The organism is Haloferula sp. A504, assembly GCF_044385805.1.
In the GTDB taxonomy this organism is placed as follows: Bacteria; Verrucomicrobiota; Verrucomicrobiia; order Verrucomicrobiales; family Akkermansiaceae; genus Haloferula.
The window spans coordinates 1-19,826 of sequence record NZ_JBISBU010000047.1 but is presented as its reverse complement, the minus strand read 5'-3'; the positions used below and the strand labels follow the sequence as shown (position 1 = coordinate 19,826).

Sequence of the window (19,826 nt, the reverse complement as noted above, 5' to 3'; positions counted from 1 at the left end):
GATGCCACGACCCCTCGTTGCCGCGATCGTTGCCACCGGCCTTTCCACGGCCTTTGCCGCGGAGCTTCGATTCATCCCGGCCACTCCGGAGAATACGAGCCTGCCCGACGGCTCTCCGGTCGAGGAGGGGTCCTCGCATTGGAAATGGCTGCCGGACGAGGGCAACGGAGGTGTGTGGGAATTGGCGGATGATCTCGACCGCAGCGCATCGTCGCTGGTCGTGTGGATTGACGGACTCAAGCCAAAGACCGGATACGAGGTTTTCGCGTATTTCTGGGCAGATAAGCCGGGACTGAGTTCGGGTGCCGATTTTCAACCAGTCCAACTGGGCTGCAGCGTGGCGGATTTGCAGACTTTCGATGGGATTGCCGCGAGAGGCAAGGAGGGCGGAAATTCATGGATGACAAGGCCTGGTTCGGTGATCGGTGAAAGACTTGGGTATCAGGCGAGCATCCGGTTCGAGATGCCGGAGGGCTTTCGGACGACCACCGAGTCCGCGATGCTCGTCCGCGCTCGGCTCGGGTTTTCCTGGGCCGACAATCGAGGCAAATTGCCGGTCTTCGTGGCAGCGTATCCCTATCGGAACCTGCCGGGCCGTGTCTGGATTGATGGTGTGGGGGTTCGGGAACATGAGGCCGGTGAAGCAGGAAAAGGGAGGCGACGGGAAGGCACACGACTCCACCGGGCGGTGCGCACGGCCGACTGGATCACATTGCGCCGTGAACTTGCCCTTGGAGCCGAGGTCAATGCTCTTGACGAAGATGGTGTGACATCGCTGTTCCACGCCTGTGCCTCCGGGGACCGGGAAATGGTGAGCCACCTCCTTGAAGCGGGTGCCGCTCCGGACGTCCCGGGGCAGAAGTTGTCTGCGCTTTCGGCGGCCGCGATGGTACCGGATCTGGAGATCGTGGAGGAGCTGCTCGAAAACGGGGCGTCCGTGCCGCTGTCGCGCACCTTGGTCTTGAAAAGAAGCGGTACGGGGCCGAATTATGCTTCCGCACCTCAGATCGAGCATCCCGCTGCCGCCGCTATTGGAGCCGGTTCGTTGCCGGTTCTGAAGCGACTGCTTGAAGAGGCTCCGGAGCTCGATCTAGAGGCAATCTCGAATCCATACATAGTCGCGGATGCCGTCAGTTTGGGATACTGGGAACTTGCCGAGTTTCTGATCGACCGGGGGTGTGGACTTACCACCATGAACGACCGGAATTTCCCGACCATGCCGGGAGCGGTGCCTCTGATCCGGGCCGTAAGCATGGGAGGAGAGGAAGCGTTGCCGGTGGTTGCGGCGATGGAGCGGCGCGGCTTTCCCCCAGTGCTCTTCTACAAAGAGGACCCCTGGCCCGGATATGCCGGATTTGACGGTGGTCGACTGTTTCCGTGGGATGGTCTGACTGCCGCCGCATGGTCGGGGCAGCTTGAGATGGTGCGGCGGTTTCTTCCCGGTGCCGCGCCAGCGGGTCCTGTCTATCAGCATCGGCTCATGTCCCTCGCTCTCCACTCGGGAAATGAGGAAATCATCGCGCTTGTAAAGGGCCGGTTTCCCGATGTCCGTCTTCCCCGGTGGAAGCTGGAATCCGGGCAGCGGGCCGATGGAACGGTTTCTGATAAGGCCCTGCGGCTGCTACTTCCGAGAACGTCTGCGCCACCCGCACGCCTTGCATCGGAGCCCGGAAGGCGTGTGCTTGCAGTGGTCTCGTCACCGGATTCGGCAGGGCCGGGTGACGCTTTGGCGGCTTTGGCATCCGGACGCGATGGGTGGGAGGTGGTGGATCGTGAAATGGTGGAACAGACGCTGACCGAGAATCGTATCGCAGCACCCTGGCTCGATGGCCGGCATGATCTGGGTGCGCTGGGTGACCGCTTGGCGGCGGACGTCTTGATCGTGACCAGCCAGCTCCGAGGGCGTTCCTTGGGACTCTACCGCTTCGAAGTCGTGGAGGTGCGGAGCGGCTTGGTGGTGCATCGGGAGTTTTTCAATACCAAGGAACTTGAGCCCGACCAGGACTTCGCCGGATTGCTCGATCGTTCTGAGCGGGTGCTGGCGGGAGTAGAGGCGGAACAAAGGAGACAGGCGGTCACTGTGTTGTCCTTCAGCGGGTTGGGAGATCTGGCGAACTCTCGGGCACTGATCGATGAGCTTGATGCCGCAGTTCGTCGCGGGATCGATGCGACTCCGGGAATGATCTCGATGGATCGCTCCCAGACGGATCGACTGATCGAGGAAAAGAGCCTTGGGGGAGATGACTCGCTCTGGTCTGCGGCCCACTTGCTCGAAGGGGTTGTGCGCCCGACGGATGCGGGCAGGATCGAGGTTGCGCTCCGCCTTGAAAGCCTTACCGGGGAGGGAAAGGCGACGCACGACGTGGTGGTGAGTGGAGAGGCGATGATGGTCGCGGATCTCGCATTGCAGGCATGGAACGATCTGCTGGTTAAGCTTGATGCCACTCCAGATCCAAGGGTGGGGCTGGAGGCCGACCCCAAGGACACCAGGCGTGAGGCGGAACGACTTCTGCGTGAGGCGGAATGGCTATCCAACGTGATGGACGTGGAGCCCGAGGGACTGATCCAGAAAGTGGAGGCAGCAGCGGCTCTTGGGGCATCTCCGGAGCAGGTGGTGCCATTCCAGCTCGAACTGCTGGCCGATCTGGCGTGGCCCGATCGTGCGATCGCTCCCCATGCCGACTACCTGCCGATTTCTGTGCATTTGGCCGACCGCTTCGCTGCCGCCTTGCCCGAGTTGCGCAGGCTGCTCCATCATGCCGCCTACTTGTTTGATCGACACGGCGAAGACCTTTTGGCTCGGCGGGTCCGGGACCGCTCGTTGAAGGGAAGCCTCGCGGATGATCCGTTTTGGAAAGTCATCGAAAAGTTGTCCGCCGTGCGTGCGGCACTCGCGTCCTTTGATCGCCTGTTTGGCGCGAATGTTCAGCGGGACGTGGAGCTTTTTGGCAGGGAATTGGACGAGTTCACCGCGCACTACTTCAAGGTGGCGAAGCCGATCGTTGTGAAAGCGCATCCTCCGGCTTACAATCACTACAAACTTGATGTACTCGACAAATCGGTCCTTCTGCGAAACCCGGCGCTGGCGTCGGGGTTGGTTGGGATGATGCATGCGGGTGCCCCGCTCCCGGATGCCGCCGCCACCTTTGAAAAGGCATTGTGCCGCTCGGGCTCAGGAGGATATGGGGAATTCGGATGGCTCGCACCGGAAAAGCTGCTGGCCCGGAAGTTCCTTGAGAGCCTGCCTCAGTCCGATTCACCACTTGTTGCGGTCAGGACAGCGGAGGCCGGTTGCGTTCTTGCCCGACCAGCAGATCGCTCGCAGGCGCTGCGCGGCTTGATGAAGGCAAGAGCGACTGCCTTAGGCAGGAATGAAGCCAAGGATTTGGATATCGAGTTTGGGACGAAGCTGATCAAGCGGCACATTCCCTTGCTTCTGTTCAGGAGTTCGATGGGGATTCTGGGCACAAGGGAGCCACGTCATGGTGGGGCGCTGATTGCATGCGTTTTTCACCAACCGGAGAGTGCCCCTGACTTTCTCACCCGGAACGCCATGTATCTGCATGCCATCCGCAGTGTGGCTCATGTGCCCGCAGGTTCGCCGCGGATCCGGTCTGTGCCGCCCACGCGGGAAAGGACCTTGGATAATTATGCCACGATCGCAGACAGTCTGGTGAGCGCTGGCGCGATCAATGATCTGCATCACTTGATGGAAGGTGCGGCATTGTTTGAGCTTCTGACCGGGTTCGAGTTGTGCCGTGAGCTTGGATCAAAGTACTCGAATCTGTTGGATAAGTCTGTTGCGGACGAGTCATCACGCAACGCGGTCACGCCCCGCTTGCGGGTCGATCTGCGCGGCGCCGACGGGCTTCCGGGCATTGCCTGGCAGCCCATGGTCGACTCGTCCAACCCGGAGGTGCTCTGGATTCTTCACTACCCTTACGATAAGGGCCTTGTGAACCCGGGTAGCCTCTTCCGGACAGAGAATGAGCCAATCGATTTTCGCGAGATCGAGAGCTGGCCGCGCCATTTGGAGCCATGGTTGGTTGCCGTGGACTGCCAAAAGGCCGAGTTGATCCGGCCGGTCGATCTGTCTTCGGTGCCGATTCCCGCAGGTGCGAAAGGCTCTCGGACCAAAGGCTCCGTCTATCTGACACAAGAATTCGGGCAAACCAAGGAAGAGATCCTGGTCAATGTAGTGAGGGTGGATCCGAGCCAAGAGAAGGATCCTCTGGTGGCCGTGCGGATCCGCAAACGCGACGGCAGGGTGACAGCACTCCCGGCAGGCTTCACCATTTCCTCACACTCATACTGGAGATCGGGCAAGGTCAATCCTGTGACCTCGATAGACGGTTCATTCTACTTCCTGGGGCTGCAGAGCAGCCGTTTTGCATCCTCCGGACGGCGTGGGGGTTGCGTGATCTGGCGTCTCGATGCCGACGGCGAGCTTGCGCCACTGAACGTGCCCGGCCGCAAGCCGGAGCTCACACCATTCGATGCATTTGACCGAGCTCCCGCCGCTATTGTGGCTCAGGGGAATGAGCTCTTTGTTTACCACAAGCCCGAACACTGCGGATATTTTGATCCTGAGAACGGCACTTGGAGAATGCTGGAATTCGGCGACCGAAAAGAGGCAGAGAGTCATCAAAGCAGGATTTATCAGAGGCTCTACCAACAGATTGTGATGCCCATCCATGTTCTGCGCCGGGCGGATGGAAAGCCCCCGCTCAACATAAGCTACGATTCCCGAGTTCCCGGACACTTGGTTATCGAGGGCCGGGGGATCAAGGAACGCGTCCATGTTCCAGTCACCCTTGATTTGCCACAAGACTATCTTGACTCGGCAAAATTCGTCGTCCAGCAGCAGGACACTGGTGAGAGAAGTGTGCTGCCCTTCGATGGTCTTGTGGACGACTTTTTCCCCGTGCCCCTGAATCAGACTGCGAAGCATCTCGTGGTGGCGCTCAAATATGGTCGTGGATTGGGCTACTATTCCGGGGGGTGGTCTGCCAAATTCCTTCCCTTCCTCTGGTTTGTTCCCAAGGAGGAGTTATTGGACGCAGTCGATAAATTGACAGAGCCCTGAATATTCGTCATCGCAGGAGCATGAACCGAAGAACATGAAGTGGCCATCCAGTTCTCCAAGGTCGCGCTGCAAAAGACAGGCCTGCTGGCGACGTCGGTCATCCCAAGGGCGTGGCACCAGCCCGGTGACCAGGAGTGAAACGGCGGCGCTTCAGATTCCTGTTTTTCGGAAGTGCCCGTCCAACAAGCACCCCAAAGAACCCGCTTTATTCATGAGGTTCCTGCCCTTCGTCTTCTTTAGTTTGCTTTCAGGTTTGCTTCCGGCCCAGGTCCGGTTCATTCCAGCCACTCCTGAGAACACGCGCCAACTTGATGGTTCTCCGATAGCAGATGATTCATCCGTCTGGAAGTGGTTGCCTGAGGAAGGGAACGATGGCGTCTTGGAATCGGCGGGCGATCCCGAGCGCAACGCGCCGCCGCTGGTGGTTTGGGTCGATGGGCTGGAGGCGAAGGCCGACTACGAGGTCTTCGGCTACTTCTGGGCCCCGGGATTTGGAGAAGGACAGGCCAAGGGACCGCACCACTGGCCGGCGCGGTTCGGCTTGGGGCTGGCGAGCCTCACGACCTATGGCGGAGTGCATTCGGAGAGGATTCCGTGGATCATCAGTCCGGGGGCGAAGATCAGCGGGGTCCACGGCATCTCGGCAACCCTCGAGGAAAAGGATCCGCTCAAGCTGGGAGAGATAAATCTCTCGACGGCGAATGGCGGCACCCGGCTGATCCGTGCCCGGGTGGGCGTCGCGCGGACCGACGACGAAGGTCGTCTCCCGGTGTTCCTGGACGACTTTCCCGACAGTATCCACTGCGGCAAGACGTGCATCGATGGCGTGGCGGTGAGGAAGGCTGCGGAGGACAGCGTGCCATCGGCGGGGGCAGGCGGCTCGCAAGCATTGCATTTCGCGTTGCGTGTGCAGGACAGGCTGAGTGTCGAACGCGAACTGGCGGCGGGTGCGGACGTGAACGCGCTCGATGCCGATCTACTTTCGCCACTGTTTCACCCGGCAGCCGATGGCGACCAGGGGATGGTGAAGTTGCTGTTGGAGGCTGGTGCGGATCCGAATGTGGCGGGTCAGTCGGTGTTGGTGCTCACCGCAGCCGCCTCGACGGGAGATACGGCGATGATGAAGCTGCTGCTGGAGGCGGGTGCAGAGGTGCCGGAAGGACGGCTCAAGCCTGCCTCGTGGATGCCGGAGAACCTTGATCAAAGCCATCTGCATCCCGCGATCGCGGCAATCCGGATCGGCTCGCTTGCGACCCTGAAGCTCCTGCTTGAAAAGCGTCCGGACCTTGATTTCGAGGCCCTCGGGCCGGCGTATGACGAGAGCAAGCCCCGCAACAACAAGGCGACTTCCTTGTTCGTGGTGCAGGATGCGATCGCGATGGGGCACGACGAGCTTGCCGCCTTTCTCATTGATCGCGGATGCGAGTTGCGGAGCAACAAGTTCGGTGGACCGCACTCTTCGGTCGCGAGTCCCCACTTCTCGCTGCTGGCCCGTGCCATCACCGAAGGGGATGCGCTCAAGAGGACCCGCGCGGCACTGCTCCGGCGAGGGGTCCCGGCGGTGCGGCCCCCGCTTCCCGACACGGACTACTACGGGGATGGTCGCTACTTCTACGGGGTGGTTCCCTGGGATGGGCTCAGTGCGGCGATTCGGATGGGGGATGTGGGCTTGACCCAGGAACTGCTGCCACAGGCGGGCCAGGTGAATGGGCGTTATCAGGACCTGCTGCTGGCGCTGGCGCGTTGGACGGGTGAGCCGGAGATTCTGGCGATGCTCAGGGAGAAGTTTCCCAACGCCGGTTCGCGGCAGTTTGCAAATCGCGAGCCAGACAAGGAGGCTGCCGGAGGCGAAGAACTTCGCATGCTGCTGCCCCGCACCAGGCCCCCGGCCGGGCAACCCGACGCCGTCGCGGGCCGATGGACGCTTGCGGTGATCGCGGCACCGGCGGCTGCCGCGCAGGGAACCCTTATCGAGGTCGCAGCAGCCGGAGAAGAAGATTGGACCGTGGTGGACCGGGAGTTGGTGGCAAGTGCCCTGACCGAAGCGCGAATGGCGAATCCCTGGGGCGGGGGTGAGCATCGATTTGCGGAACTCGGAGACCGCATGGCGGCGGACCTCCTCATCATGGTGTCTCTCCTCGAGGGTAAGGAAACCAAGCTTCTGCGGTTCGAGGCCGTCGACGTGGCGACGGGTCTGGCCGTTTTCCGCGAGCACATGGATCTGGAGGTATTTGATCCCGACAAGTCAGTGAATCCGCTGCTCGGGCGGATCCGGGCACCCTTCGAACGAGCCCGGACCGGGGACCGCCCCAAGGCGATCACCCTGTTGCCCTTCTCGGTTGCCGGGGATCTGCCCCATTCGCGATCGCTGGAAGGACTCTTTCGGGCAGCCATCCAGGCGGAGGTGGATTCGACCCCGGGGCTGCTGTCGGTCGGCATGCAGGAGATCCAGGCGATCTCCAACGAGCAGGCCCTGGGTGGCGAAGGGGAGCTTTGGGCGGCGGCCTTCACCCTGGAAGGGGGCGTGGCCTCTCTCGATGATGACCGGATCGCCGCAACCTTGCGCCTGCGCTCGATGACCGGTGACGGGGAACGGTCAGTCGATGTGACCGAGGAAGGTGGCGTCGACGAACTCCCGGTGCTGGTCTCGCGGGCGTGGGTCGGGCTGACTGCCTCCGAACTTTTTGGTAAGGCGGAGCCACCACGGAAAAAACCGGATGTGCAGCAGGCAAGGGCCGAGGCGGCGCGTCTCTTGAGGGAGGGCGAGTGGCTGCTCAATTCAAACCTGGCCTCCGAAGCCTTGCCGCTTCTCGAGCGGGCACGATTGCTCGGTGCGGAGCCGAAGAGCCTGGTCTTTTTTCATTTGAAGGCCCTAAGAGCCGACCTCGGGCTTCGAGAGGTGTTCCTCAGGTCGGACATGCCGAGGTTGGCCCTCACGGAGCATCCATTGTCGCTGCCCTATCAAGGCCGGTTGCTCGATTCGATGGCCGCCGCCCGCGTGCTGCTGGACCAAGCGTCCTATTACCATGCCCGCTATGGTGAAGCCTTCCTCAAGTGGGATGATCCTGTCTTCTGGGAGGTGGTGGAGGACCTCTCCTTTGTCCGGGCGTCCATCCCGAGAAGCCTTCCTCCTGGGGTCTCGATAGACGAGATCCGGGAATTCGGCTCCGAACTCGACCGCTTTACCGCCACCTATTTCGAGAATCGCTTGAAGATGAAGAAACCGACGATCGCTCCATCGAGGTTCAGCCACACGCTTCCGGGGTCGATCCCGGCCCCGATGCTGCGCCGTAACCCCGAACTCCTGAAGGGTCTGGTGCAGATGCTCTTCGCCTGTTCGGACGTGGAGGATGGAGGTTCGTCGGAGCATCAGGATCTGCTCCGGCAGATCGGCTGCATCGACGGCAGCGGGGTTTGGTATGGCGCAAGCGAATTGGTCGCCGATGCGGTCCGGAAACGTTTCGATGACAAAGCGGGGCCGACGCACTCGCTGCGGGAGGCCGCGCTTGCCTTCGTCCATTCCAGGGGCGACGCGCATGCCGATGCGGCGAGACGGCTGGCTGAAGAGAAGGCGAAGCTCGGACGGGGCGAGCGCCAACGCCGACCCACGTGGATCGGCGTTCGCTGGCCGGAGAGGTTTGGGAATCCGGGCTTGCTTGACCGGGGTGAATTCTCCCTGCCGCTTCATGGAGAATCCATGCTTGCCTCGGTCCTGCACGAACCCATGGGCCACCGGGAGGTCTTCCTCCGTCAATGGTATGCCACGGCGATCCGGACCCTGGTGGAGCTCGAGGAGAAATCCGCGGGTGACGCGGACCGCTACATGAAGCTGAACTCGCCTGGGGATCGATACGACGGGCTGGCGGACAAGGCCGCGTCCAAGCCTGACGCTGGCAAACGGATCGCCGAACTCTCCGAGGCGACATTGCTGTGGGAGCGCATTCATGGACGGCCATTGCACGACGGCATGATCAAGCGGTGGAAGCGCCTGCATCCATCGGGTGGAAACGAAGGCCTTCGAGCGAGGCTGCTGGTCGATCTTCGGCAGGTCGACGGTTCCCTGCCGGGGCTGTTCCAAACGCCGATGGTGGACCAGAAGGACCGCGAGCAGCTGTGGGTCTACTATCACTCTTTCGAGAGCGAGGCGGTGGAACGCAAGCTCAGCTCGAGGACGATGTTCCGTGCGAATCGACGAGCCCCCCGGGTGCTCGGAGTCGATTGTGGTTCCGGAACAATCGCCACGCGGGTGGAACTCGCCCGGGCCCCGGGATTCGAGGGGCTCAAGCTGGCGAAGAACTCGCAGTGGGGCATGGACGAAGAATCGGGATTTCTGGTGCAGACCGACAACCGGATCCTGACCAATGCCGCATGGTTGCGTGATCTTGGCGGGCAACCCAACAGCCTCGTGACCGCGGTGCTGCTGGACAAGTCGGATGGTCGGATGATTCCGATGGATCCGCCAACACGAGTGGGGAAAGCGGAGGATCCGACGATGATGATGGGAAAATCGGTCGGGGCGGTGGCCTTGGGCGACGAGTTCTTCTTCCTCCAGCCCGCGGGAGACGCGGATGCCCCCCATCCCACGAGAAACCGGAATGCGTGGCAGTTGATGAGAGTCGGGCCGACAGGTGAGAGTCAGCCGGTCACGGTCTTCGGGCGCAGGCCGGAGCTTACGCCGTTCGATTCGGTGGATCGGGCACCGCGGGCGATCCTGAAGGACGGCAACCGGGTGCTGGTGATCCACGACTGGGATCACGTCGGGCGATTCAATCCCCGTGACAACTCCTGGGAAATGGACACGCGGGGGCCGAGGCCGGCCAAGCAGTCCGGCAGAAATCTGGCCAAGGCGGAATTTCGAAGCTGGATCCTTCCTCACCATGAAGTCGGTGGCAGGGGCCCCAAGATCGTCATCGATGCCCAGAAGCCCCGGCCCGGCGAGTTGACCTACCGGAAACCAGGTGGGCGGGAGGCCCGCCTCAAGGTGGAACTCGACCTCCCCGAGGATGCTCGCCGGCAGCCCGTGTTCGACGGGGAACTGGCGATGGAGAAGAGCGACACCGGAGGAATGAGAAGCGGGGGCAGATTCAAGACCCTCGATCAACTCCGGGGCGAGGGGAGACTCTACCTCGTGGTCTTGAATCAAACAAAGGACGACCTGATCCTCGGATTGCAGACCAGCGGACGCTTCGAATGGTATCCCGGGAGGCGCGATGGATTGTTTCTGCCGTTGATCTGGGCACTGCCGAAGGATGAATTCCGGGCGGCGGCGATGGCCCCGGTCGAGGACTCGAAGAAATAGCCGGGGTTTCAGGTCTATGGTTTCACTTCCGGAATCGGATAGCGCATCGCCTTGACCTGCTTCGCGAGTTCGTCTCGCAGCGGTCCCATGAATGATTCCTCGTCCGCGAGGTTGCGGATCTCGTAGGGATCCTTGCCGAGGTCGAAGGCCTCGGTCCATTCGGAGTGGCCGGGGTATTCGATGAGCTTGGCGTGGTCGGTTCGCAGACCGTAGAGGGTGGGGACGTTGCCCATCTCCTTGTAGTACTGGGCGAGGAAGGAGGACCGCCAGTTCGAGGTGTCTCCCTTCGCGAGCGGACTCCAGTCGCGACCCTGCATCGACTCCGGAACCGCGACGCCGGCGAGCGAGAGGAAGGTGGGGGCGAGGTCGATGTTGAGCACCATCCCGTCGACGACCTGCCCAGCCTTGAAGAGGCGTGGATAGCGGACGAGATAGGGGACGCGCAGGGCTTCCTCGTAGATCATGCGCTTGTCGCCGCTGCAGTGCTCGCCGAGGTAGTAGCCGTTGTCGCTGGAATAGACGACCACGGTGTCGTCGGCGATCTTGAGTTCGTCGAGGGCGTCGAGGATCCGGCCGAGGTTTTCGTCGGCCCCCTTCACGTGGCGGAGGTAGTCGAGGTGGGTGTCGTTGTCGGCGAGGCCGGGCCAGTACTTGCCGGTTTCGGGATTTGGCTTGGCGAAGGGCGGGGGGACGTTGGCGTTGGGCGTGGTGCGGCTTTTTTCGCCAGCGTAGAGGTCGCGCAGGCGATCGGGCAGGTTCTTTCCGCCGCGCGGGGTGTGCGGGCTTTTGAAGCCGAGGACCAGCGAGAAGGGTCGGTCGCCCTGCGCGCGCATCCAGTCGATCGCGAAGTCGGTGCTGACGTCGTCGACCCAGCCCTCGGTGGGGGTGTCCTCGCCATTGATGACGAAGGGGCAGTCGAAGTAGATGCCCTGGCCGACGAAGCTGGCGGCGTGGTCGAAGCCGGGCCGCTCGCGTTGTTTGCCCATGTGCCACTTGCCGAAGTAGGCGGTGCGGTAGCCGTTCTCACGAAGGACGCTGGCGTGGGTGACGGCGTCGGCGGGGAACGGCGTGCTGTTGCCCTTGACTCCGTTCATGTGGTTGTAGGCCCCGGTGAGGAACGACGCGCGGCTCGGCGAGCAGAGCGATAGGGTGACGAAGGCGTTATCGAAGCGCACACCCTCGCGGGCCAGCCGGTCCATCCCCGGTGTCTCGAACCAGGGAAAGCGGGCGCGTTCTCCCTGTTCACGCTGGACGGTGCCGAAGGCATCCCAGCGCTGGTCGTCGGTGTAGATGAAGACGAAGTTCGGCCTGCGGGTTTCGGCCTGGAGGGGGAGAAAAAGGGCGAGGCCGGCGAGCAGCAGTGGTTTCATCGGAGGGATGCATACTCGACTCCAGTGCGCGATCTTGCCGGGCTGTGGCGCAAAGCATCGCTTTGCGCCACCTGCAGGCTTGGTCCAACCTTGAATCCTGAGGCGGGCTTCAAGGGGTCGTGTCGAAGGACTGACGGAAGAAGATGGGCGGTGTCACTCCAATCAACTCGATCTCGGTGAGGGTCTGGCTGCCGACGGTGTTCACCGAGTCGACGTTGTAGTCGACTCCCTCGACCATCTCGCTCCATGAACCGGTGGCGAGGGTCGTGGACTTCTCCCAGGTGGCGAAGACGTCCGCGGCACCGGCGCGCGACGGTAGCGTGAGGATGTTGCCGTTGAGGAGCACCCGCCCGGAGGGGTCGAAGGGCCCGGTCGGGTCGGTGCCGAGCGCGTAGTCGAGATAGTTGGAGAGACCGTTGCCGTTGTCATCGTCGCCGGGCGCGAGAGTGGGAAACAGGGAAGCGAAGGTGACCGAGGTCGAGGAGCCGAATTCGTAGGCACCCAGGTCGATCGCCGGTCCGGCGAAGCGCAGCAGGCCGTCGAGTTCCAGCGTGGTGTCGTTGGCCGAGTTCAGTCCCTGGTCGATGACCGGCGAGCCCGCCTGCAGGCGGAGGTCGGCACCGGTGGCCGGCGCGGTGAGCGGATTTACCGGGGAGGTGAAATTCGGATCGTTGGCGGGATTCGTGCCGTCGAGGTTTCCCACCCCGGCCGGGGTGAGGAACTCCAGCAGGCTGTGCGAGTAGGTGACGGTCGAGGATGGATCGACATAGATCGACTCGCCGCCGACCACGGCCGTGCTGGTCGCGTCGTTGCCCCAGATGACCGTGTTGGCGATGGCCACGGTTCCCGAGGAAACGGCCACCGCTCCACCGAGATTCGCGTGGTTGCCCTGGAACGAGCAATTGACCAAGGAGCCGGTCGCCGAATTGTCGAAGCGGATCGCTCCGCCGCTGCCGCCGGATCCCGTCGCGTTGCCGGAGAAGGCGCAGTTGACCACGTCCACGCCGCCGAAGGACACGTCGATGGCGCCGCCTCCACTTCCTTCGTTTCCTTCGAAGGTGCAGTTTTCGACCCGGCTTCCGGTGCTTGAAAACCGCAGCGCTCCTCCTCCCGAGATCGAGACGTTCGAGACAAAGGTCGAGCGGGTGATCGTCGCGAAATCCGCATTGATGGCACCACCCCCCTGGCTTGCGGCGGTCGTTTCATTACCCGTGAAGGTGCAGTCGTCCACGATCAGATCCGTCTCGGCCTCGATGGCGCCACCCTGCGTGCCGGTGTTGCCGACGAAGCTGCTGCCGGTCACCTCGGCATTCTCCTGAAGGTCGAGGGCCCCGCCGACATTCGCGGTGTTGGTGTTGAAGTGGCAGCCATCAATCCGCGCCCTCCCCCCGAAGGTCGACAACACGGCCCCACCCGATGTGGCCGCCGTGTTGCTGGTGAAGGTGCAATCCTGCATCAGCAGGGCACCGAAGTGCTCGATCGCGCCGCCGCCGTCGTCGCTGGTGTTTTCGATGAAGCTCACGCCGGTCAGCCGGATGTTGGCCACGGCGGGATCGGTCACACCGGAGGTCAGGTTCATGCCACCGCCTCCGGATCCGGCGTGATTGTTGCGGATGATGACATTCTCCATCCGCAGCTCGCGGGAGTTCAGGTTGGCCATCACCCCGCCTCCGAAGTCCGCCGAATTGCCGCGGATGCGGCAGCTGATCACATCGGTGTCGCACGCACCCCCGGCCACGCTGAGCCCCGCTCCCGACACCCCGCCCAGCGCACCGGTGATGGTCACGCCCGTCAGCAGAACCGGCTCGGTGTTGTAGGCTCCGTCGACCGGGACGAAAACCGCACAAACGACATGGGCGTTGTTTCCCACGAGGCCTGCCGGATCGGTGGTGATGCCCAGCGAATTGACCGTGTCGTTCTGGTCGAGGTCGCCGGAGAGCACCGTGAAGTTCACTGCCGGCGCCCGGGCTTCGCGGTCGGTCTCGTTTCCGGCGAAACCGCCGTAGAGCCGGATCGTGTCGTCGATGACGAAGCTCGCGTTCCTGTCGCTGCCGTCGCCCGGGCGGTAGATGCCTTCCGCCAGCCAGATCTCGTCGCCGTTGATGCAGGCCGCCAACGCATCCTGAAGGTCGTCGAAGGCCGTCGCCCAGCTGGTGCCGTCCATCGTTCCGGTCGCGTCGGCATCGACGTGCCAGATGCGTGGCTGGTATTCGACGGCTCCGAGGTCGATGGTGTCGTTGAAGATTCGCTCGCGGCCGACGATGTCGATAATCAGGAACACCGGGGTGTCGTCACCGGCGTCGTTGATCGGCGAATTCGAGGCCTGGCGGAAGTCGGTCCACACCTGCGGCGACTGGTTGAAGGCGAGTATTTCGAGAAAGAGCGGATCGTTGGCCGGGTCGGTGCCGTCGAGGTTGGAGCCGGACGCCGACAGGTCGTGGTGCTGCACCAGGGTATGCGAATAGGTCAGCGAGTCGGTGCCATTGTTGTCGATCTCGTCCAGCGGGCCGTCGGATGAGAACGAGTTCCAGACCACGCAGTTGATCAGTTCGCTCGACGAGCCGAGGTCGTGGATGCCGGAGCCGAGGTCGTCGATGGCGGAATTGCCGTGGAAGGTGCAGTTGATGAACTGGTTCGTGCTGTTGCTTGCGATGTAGGCGCCGCCGCCGCGCGTCGCCGCATTGCCGGCGAAGACGCAGCTGCGGAAGGCGATCGATCCTCCGTTGTTGCCGTAGTAGGCCCCACCGTTTTCGCCGCGATTGGAGAGAAAACTGCAATTCCAGAGGTCCACGTTCGATCCGGAAACAAACATGCCCCCGCCGAAACCCGAGTGGTTGCCCTGGATCCGGCACGACCTCAGGTCCAGGGACTCGAAGAGGACCGCGTAGATGCCTGCCCCACTCCTCTCGGTAGGGGTAACGGGGGCGACTGTCTTTCTTTTCCCCCCGGTGATCGTGAAGCCGTCGATAAACACATCTGCCGATCCGCCCTGGACAGTCACCACCTGATAGCTGTTGTCACCCGTGATCGAGTCGGGGTCGGTGATGACGCCATCGGCATCCTTGCTGCCGTCGTTCTGGTCGAGGTCGCCGCTCAGCACGGTGACGGGTTTCGCTGGATTGAAGTTCCGTGCGTTAAGGTCAGGCTCCGTTCCCACGAACCCGCCATACAGGCTGATGTCCTGATCGAGCACGAAGCTGCTCGTGCGGTCGTTGTCGACCTGGCCCGCGCCCTCGTCGGGGTAGTAGATTCCCGCTGCCACCCAGATCTCATCGCCCGGTGCGGCGGCCGCCAGCGCGTCCTGAAGATAAGGGAAGGCGTCGGCCCAGGAACTGCCATCGGCGGCACCCGTGGCGTCCCATTTCACGCGCAGGATCGAGGCACCGAGCGGAGCGGCTTGAAAAAGGAAGAGAGTCAGCAGCAGAAAAAGGGCGGGGCGCATCATGAGGTTCAACCAAACAAATTCCCGCATTAAATAGGAGAATCGCCGGAGGTGGTCAATCTTCAGAGTGCGGCAGTTCCTCAAGCCGAAGCGGGAGCTTCGCCGATCTCTCGCAAAGCGGAGCTTTGCGCCACAGCCATCACTCGCCGGTGACGCGGAACTCGACGCCCGAGATGTGATTCTGGTAGAGATCGAGCTGCTCGACCGAGCGGATCAGTTCGCCATCGATGCGGAGGTTCTCGAAGACGATGCCGGAGATGCCCTTGTCCGGGCTGAAGCCGTTGAGGATGGACGGCTTCTTCGGCTTCGAGCCGGTGCTGACGTTGCGGAAGGTCACGTTGCGGACGAGGCCGCGGTTCTTCTCGTAGCGGGCGGTTTCCTCCGCCGGCGGCACGAACCATTGCCACGGATTGTTGGCCACTTCGGGGCGGCTCGGCGGGGCCTTGCGCTTCGGATTGCTGCGGTGGTATTCCCGTGGGACGTCGTCGCTGTAGATCGAGAGGCCGACGTGGAAATCGACCAGGCGGTCGGGGTTCTCGACCCGCACGTTCTCGATGAGCACATCCTCGACCTGCGCGCTGTCGCCATTGTGCAGGGTGAAGGCACCGCCCTTGACGTGGATGATGTCGGAGTCGCGGAAGGTGATGTCGCGGATGTGGTCGATGCGGAGTTCGAAGCCGATCTCGAAGCCCTGACCGCCGTCGTCGTTCCACAGGACGCAGTTCTCGATGAGGATGTCGCCCATGCTGTCGCCGGGAACGCGCTCGACGTCGTGGCCGGCCAGGGTTTCGGGGTTGATCATCTCCTCGAAGGGCACGTGGGTGATCCCGGGCGGATAGATCGCCTTGACCGCGATCGGATCGTCGTTGGTCCGCCAGAAGCAGCCGTCGACGCGGACCTTCTTCGAGTATTCGATGTCGAGTCCGTCGCTGTTCTTGCGCCAGCCGATCACCTTGGTGTTGCGGACGGTGACCGACTCGGAGGCGCTGAGGTGCATCGTCCAGCCGTGGGGATCGAGGATGATGAAGTCCTCGAGCAGGGCTTCGCGGCATTCGCGCAGGACGAGGTGGTTGATCTTCCGCTCGCGGGTGCCGGCGTCGAGGATGCCCGGACCGCGGATCGCGATCTTGTCGGCCTTGCGGGCGCGGACAACCCCGCGGACGATCGCGCCGCCCTCGAGGTAGAGCGTCTCGCCGTCGCCGACTTGGATTTCCTCGAAATCGTGGACCTTTCCTCCCTCGAAAAATCGCACCTTCGGATCGCTGCGGTCGGGAGCCTCGCGCACCGGGTTGGCGAAGACGAACAGGGGATCTTCCAGGTTGCCATCGATCTCGACGCTCAGGTTGCGGGGTTTCTCCAGACGGAAGCGAACCGTTTCTCCGTCCACCTTCGCTTTGATACCCGCGCTGAGCGGCCGGATCGCCACGGCGTCGGGCCTTTTCCCGACGGAGACGACGACTTCGACCGGCGCGGTCATGCCGAAGCTGAGAAAGGCGCCACGCTTGGTCTGAATCGCGGGGATTTCGGCTCCGTCGATGCTGGCCTGGTAGGCCGCGCTGCGCGGCATTTCCGTCGGAAAATTGTATGGCACGACTGTCGCCGCCAACGATGACAGCAGGGCGGCGGCGAGAAGGATGAAGGGGAAACGGTGCATCGGCGGGAAGGTATACGCGGGAGCAGGTCCCTGTCATGCCTCAGTCTCCGAGTTTCTCGAATGCCGCTTGGAGGCTTCGGCGGGCGGCGGCCTCTTCGTCCGAATCGGGAGGGGTCGTGACCGGGGCGGGCGACCGCCGGAGTTCGACGACCGGCCGCAGCTGGCCGCGGTGGTCGAGGATGAAGTCCCGGCTGCGGATGTGTCGCTGTTCCTTGTCCTGGATGTGGACCCATTCCCTCGGTTGGCCCGGCTTGCCCAGCAGCTGCGGGGCGAAGCTGCGACCGTGGGTCATTTCGTCGGGAAGGGGGGCGCCGGAAAGCTCGCATAGCGTCGGCAGCAGGTCGGTGAAGTCGACGAGGTCGTCGGCGAGGATGATGAGGAAGTTGGGCGCGCTCTCCGCAGCGGTGGCGGTGACCGCGAGCAGGGCGGCGGCCAGAGTGGTTCTCGTTCGCCGGAGCATGCTGACAAGCATGACGTGGCGCGAAGAAAGGTCGAGCGCGACGGCGGAGGTTGTCGACTGCATGACGAGCCCTTTGCGGTGAAAGGTGGCATCCGGTCCGTAGGTATGGCAGGGCGATGAAGGCATTTCTGCTCCTGACCTTTCTGCAAGCAAGGACTGAAGGCTTTCCAAGTCAGGCGAAGGCAGATAGTCTCCGGACCATGAAATTCTGGAAGGTTCTCGCAACATCGGGGGTCCTGCTGCTGGCCGCGTGCGGTGGCGGCGGTTCGGTCGAATCGGTTCCCGTTTCTACGGCCGCGCACTCGGTCACGCCGCCCAGCCAGGCCCGTTTGCCGATGTCGACGGTTTTCAAGGGCGAGTCGAAGTTCCGCGCGCTGGTCGCCAAGGCGGAGCGCGAGAACTGGCGCCGCCTGCCCCTGGGCCAACGGACCGTGAAAGCGGCCACGGCGATGCTCGGGGTTCCCTATGTCAACTACACGCTGGAGGTCGACGATCACATCGAGAGTCCGGTCGTCAACCTCAACGGCATGGACTGCTGGACCTACTACGAGAACGCCCTCGGTTTCGCCCGGATGCTGGCCTACAAGCCGGGTCCCTACCGGCCGGAGGACCTTCTGCACATGATCGAGTTGGAGCGCTATCGCGGCGGCCGCTGCAACGGCAGCTACATCAGCCGGATGCATCACCTCGAAGAGGTCTTCCACGACAATCAGAAGCGCGGTCTCGCCAAGAACGTGACCAGCAGTCTGCCGGGAGCGGTGCGGCTGCGCCGTGAAATCCGCTACATGCCGGAACAGTGGAGAAGCTACCGCTACCTTCGGAACAACCGGGAATTGATTCCCCTGATGGCCGGCATCGAGAAGCGCTTGTCGCGCCTGCCGGTTTACCACGTTCCGAAATCCCGGGTCCGCAGTGTCGAGCACCTGCTGCAGGACGGGGACATCTGCGCGATCACCAGCACCTGGAAGTATGGCTACACCTCGCACGTCGGGCTGATCGTCCGCCGCGGCGGACGCGCCTACTTCGCCCACGCCACCTCCGATCGCGACAAGGGGCGGAGAACGATCATCGACAGACCGATCACGGACTACCTGAACGGCTCGTCGAAGCACGCCGGGATCGTGATCTGCCGGCCGCTCGACCTGAAGCCTTCGCCGATGTGGAACCAGCAGATGGCGGGGAACTGACCAGGGTGATCAAGCTGGGGATGGAGTCGAGAATTGAGGGGAGAAATCAGGACCATGATGAATGGGATGGATATGATCTTGGGCCTCTGAGCCAAGGAACCCGCTTTGAGAGTGCATCCCTTCGAATGGGAAAGGACTTTTCATGAAATCATCCTATTGATCCGATCCATCCTGGTTTCTAAACAGCGTCATGGTCCTGATCTTCTCCCTAGTGTGGTCTGTCTAACAGATTGGTAGTTTTGGGAACCGCAGATTAAGGGGATTACGGAGATTTTCAGGAACCAAAGAATCTGCGTAATCCGTTTAATCCCCCTAAATCCGTGGTAGTCGGCCTGATCCAGCCCTGACGGATAGTTGCTCGTCCGTAAGGCGGCCTACACTAGCTTGATCGCCCTGGGGAACTGACAGGGCGGTGGATCGCCCTCCAGAATCGGCTTGCACTGTTCAAATGGACGTGGTTTGTTCCTGCGAACACTGTTCATCGAACCATGGCCGAACAACTGACCCGTCGACAGCAGGAGATCCTCGAGTATCTCAAAGCCTACCAACGCGAACTGGGACTGATGCCCTCGACGCGTGAAATCCAGCACCACTTCGGATTCGCCAGCCAGACGGCCGCGGTGAGCCACCTGCGGGCGCTCGAAAGGAAGGGAGCCATCCAGCGGCTGCCGAACAAGGCCAGGGCGGTGGTCTTCCCCGAGGACCTGGACCGCGAGGAGATCGTCGACATTCCGGTTTATGGATCGATCGCGGCGGGCATGGCGCAGGACGCGCCGCCGGAGCAGGAAGGCTGCATCTCCATCGACATCCGCTCACTCGGAGTTCGCCCGACGGCCCGGACCTTTGCGCTCAAGGTCAGGGGCGATTCGATGATCGATGCCCACATCTGCGACGGCGACACCGTGGTGCTGGAATTCCGTGAGCCGAAGAAGGGCGACATTGTGGCGGCCCTGATCGATGGCGAAACGACGCTGAAACGCTATGTGATCAAGGACCGCAAGCCCTACCTTCACGCGGAGAATCCGGACTATCCCGATCTGATCCCCGCCAGGGAACTGGTGATCCAGGGCGTGATGATCGGCCTGCTGCGCAATCGTGCCGCGTGAGTTTCCGGAGGTGGCGCGGGCGGTGAATCAGGAGGCGGGGCGCCCCCGCCCCGCGATGGGGATGGCGGAGCGGACGGCCGGCTGATTTCGAGGCGTCGGCTGCGCGGGCCCGGGGGCGGCCCGCCTCCTAGTGTAGGCCGCCTTACAGACGAGTGATTATCTGCCAAGGCTGAATCGTGCCGAATACCGCGGATTTAGGGGATTGAACGGATTACGCAGATT

Annotated in this window: 8 protein-coding genes; 4 read left to right on the top strand and 4 right to left on the bottom strand. The window is 62.6% G+C overall.

Annotation, left to right across the window (positions count from 1 at the left end; translation table 11 throughout):
- The first annotated feature begins 1 nt into the window (after position 1).
- Together ACG2LG_RS18025 and ACG2LG_RS18020 are read left to right on the top strand one after the other, a co-directional pair.
- Positions 2-5,086 carry an ankyrin repeat domain-containing protein gene (locus ACG2LG_RS18025; protein WP_396261340.1) on the top strand — a complete coding sequence of 1,695 codons (5,085 nt, stop codon included), beginning with the start codon at positions 2-4 and terminating at the stop codon, positions 5,084-5,086.
- A gap of 379 nt (positions 5,087-5,465) precedes the next feature.
- Positions 5,466-10,385 (top strand): ankyrin repeat domain-containing protein, encoded by a 4,920-nt coding sequence (locus ACG2LG_RS18020; protein ID WP_396261338.1) that lies wholly within the window; start codon positions 5,466-5,468, stop codon positions 10,383-10,385.
- A gap of 14 nt (positions 10,386-10,399) precedes the next feature.
- Here the strand turns inward: ACG2LG_RS18020 and ACG2LG_RS18015 are convergent, their stop codons facing one another.
- The 4 genes from ACG2LG_RS18015 to ACG2LG_RS18000 all read right to left on the bottom strand — a co-directional run bounded on the left by ACG2LG_RS18015 (position 10,400) and on the right by ACG2LG_RS18000 (position 17,437).
- Positions 10,400-11,755 (bottom strand): sulfatase, encoded by a 1,356-nt coding sequence (locus tag ACG2LG_RS18015; RefSeq protein ID WP_396261336.1) that lies wholly within the window; start codon positions 11,753-11,755, stop codon positions 10,400-10,402.
- A 109-nt stretch (positions 11,756-11,864) separates the two neighbouring features.
- Positions 11,865-15,200 carry a choice-of-anchor Q domain-containing protein gene (locus ACG2LG_RS18010; protein ID WP_396261334.1) on the bottom strand — a complete coding sequence of 1,112 codons (3,336 nt, stop codon included), beginning with the start codon at positions 15,198-15,200 and terminating at the stop codon, positions 11,865-11,867.
- 136 nt (positions 15,201-15,336) lie between these two features.
- Positions 15,337-16,851: a hypothetical protein gene (locus tag ACG2LG_RS18005; protein WP_396261332.1), complete on the bottom strand. Its 1,515-nt coding sequence runs from the start codon at positions 16,849-16,851 to the stop codon at positions 15,337-15,339.
- Positions 16,852-16,891: 40 nt separating this feature from the next.
- Entirely contained in the window at positions 16,892-17,437 is a 546-nt protein-coding gene (locus ACG2LG_RS18000; RefSeq protein ID WP_396261330.1) for a hypothetical protein, read from the bottom strand.
- 74 nt (positions 17,438-17,511) lie between these two features.
- Here ACG2LG_RS18000 and ACG2LG_RS17995 point away from each other — a divergent pair, with 74 nt between their 5' ends.
- Entirely contained in the window at positions 17,512-18,498 is a 987-nt protein-coding gene (locus ACG2LG_RS17995; protein WP_396261329.1) for an N-acetylmuramoyl-L-alanine amidase-like domain-containing protein, read from the top strand.
- 488 nt (positions 18,499-18,986) lie between these two features.
- Complete coding sequence (gene lexA / locus ACG2LG_RS17990; RefSeq protein WP_396261327.1) at positions 18,987-19,604, top strand: transcriptional repressor LexA; 618 nt, start codon at positions 18,987-18,989, stop codon at positions 19,602-19,604.
- Positions 19,605-19,826 lie beyond the last annotated feature (222 nt).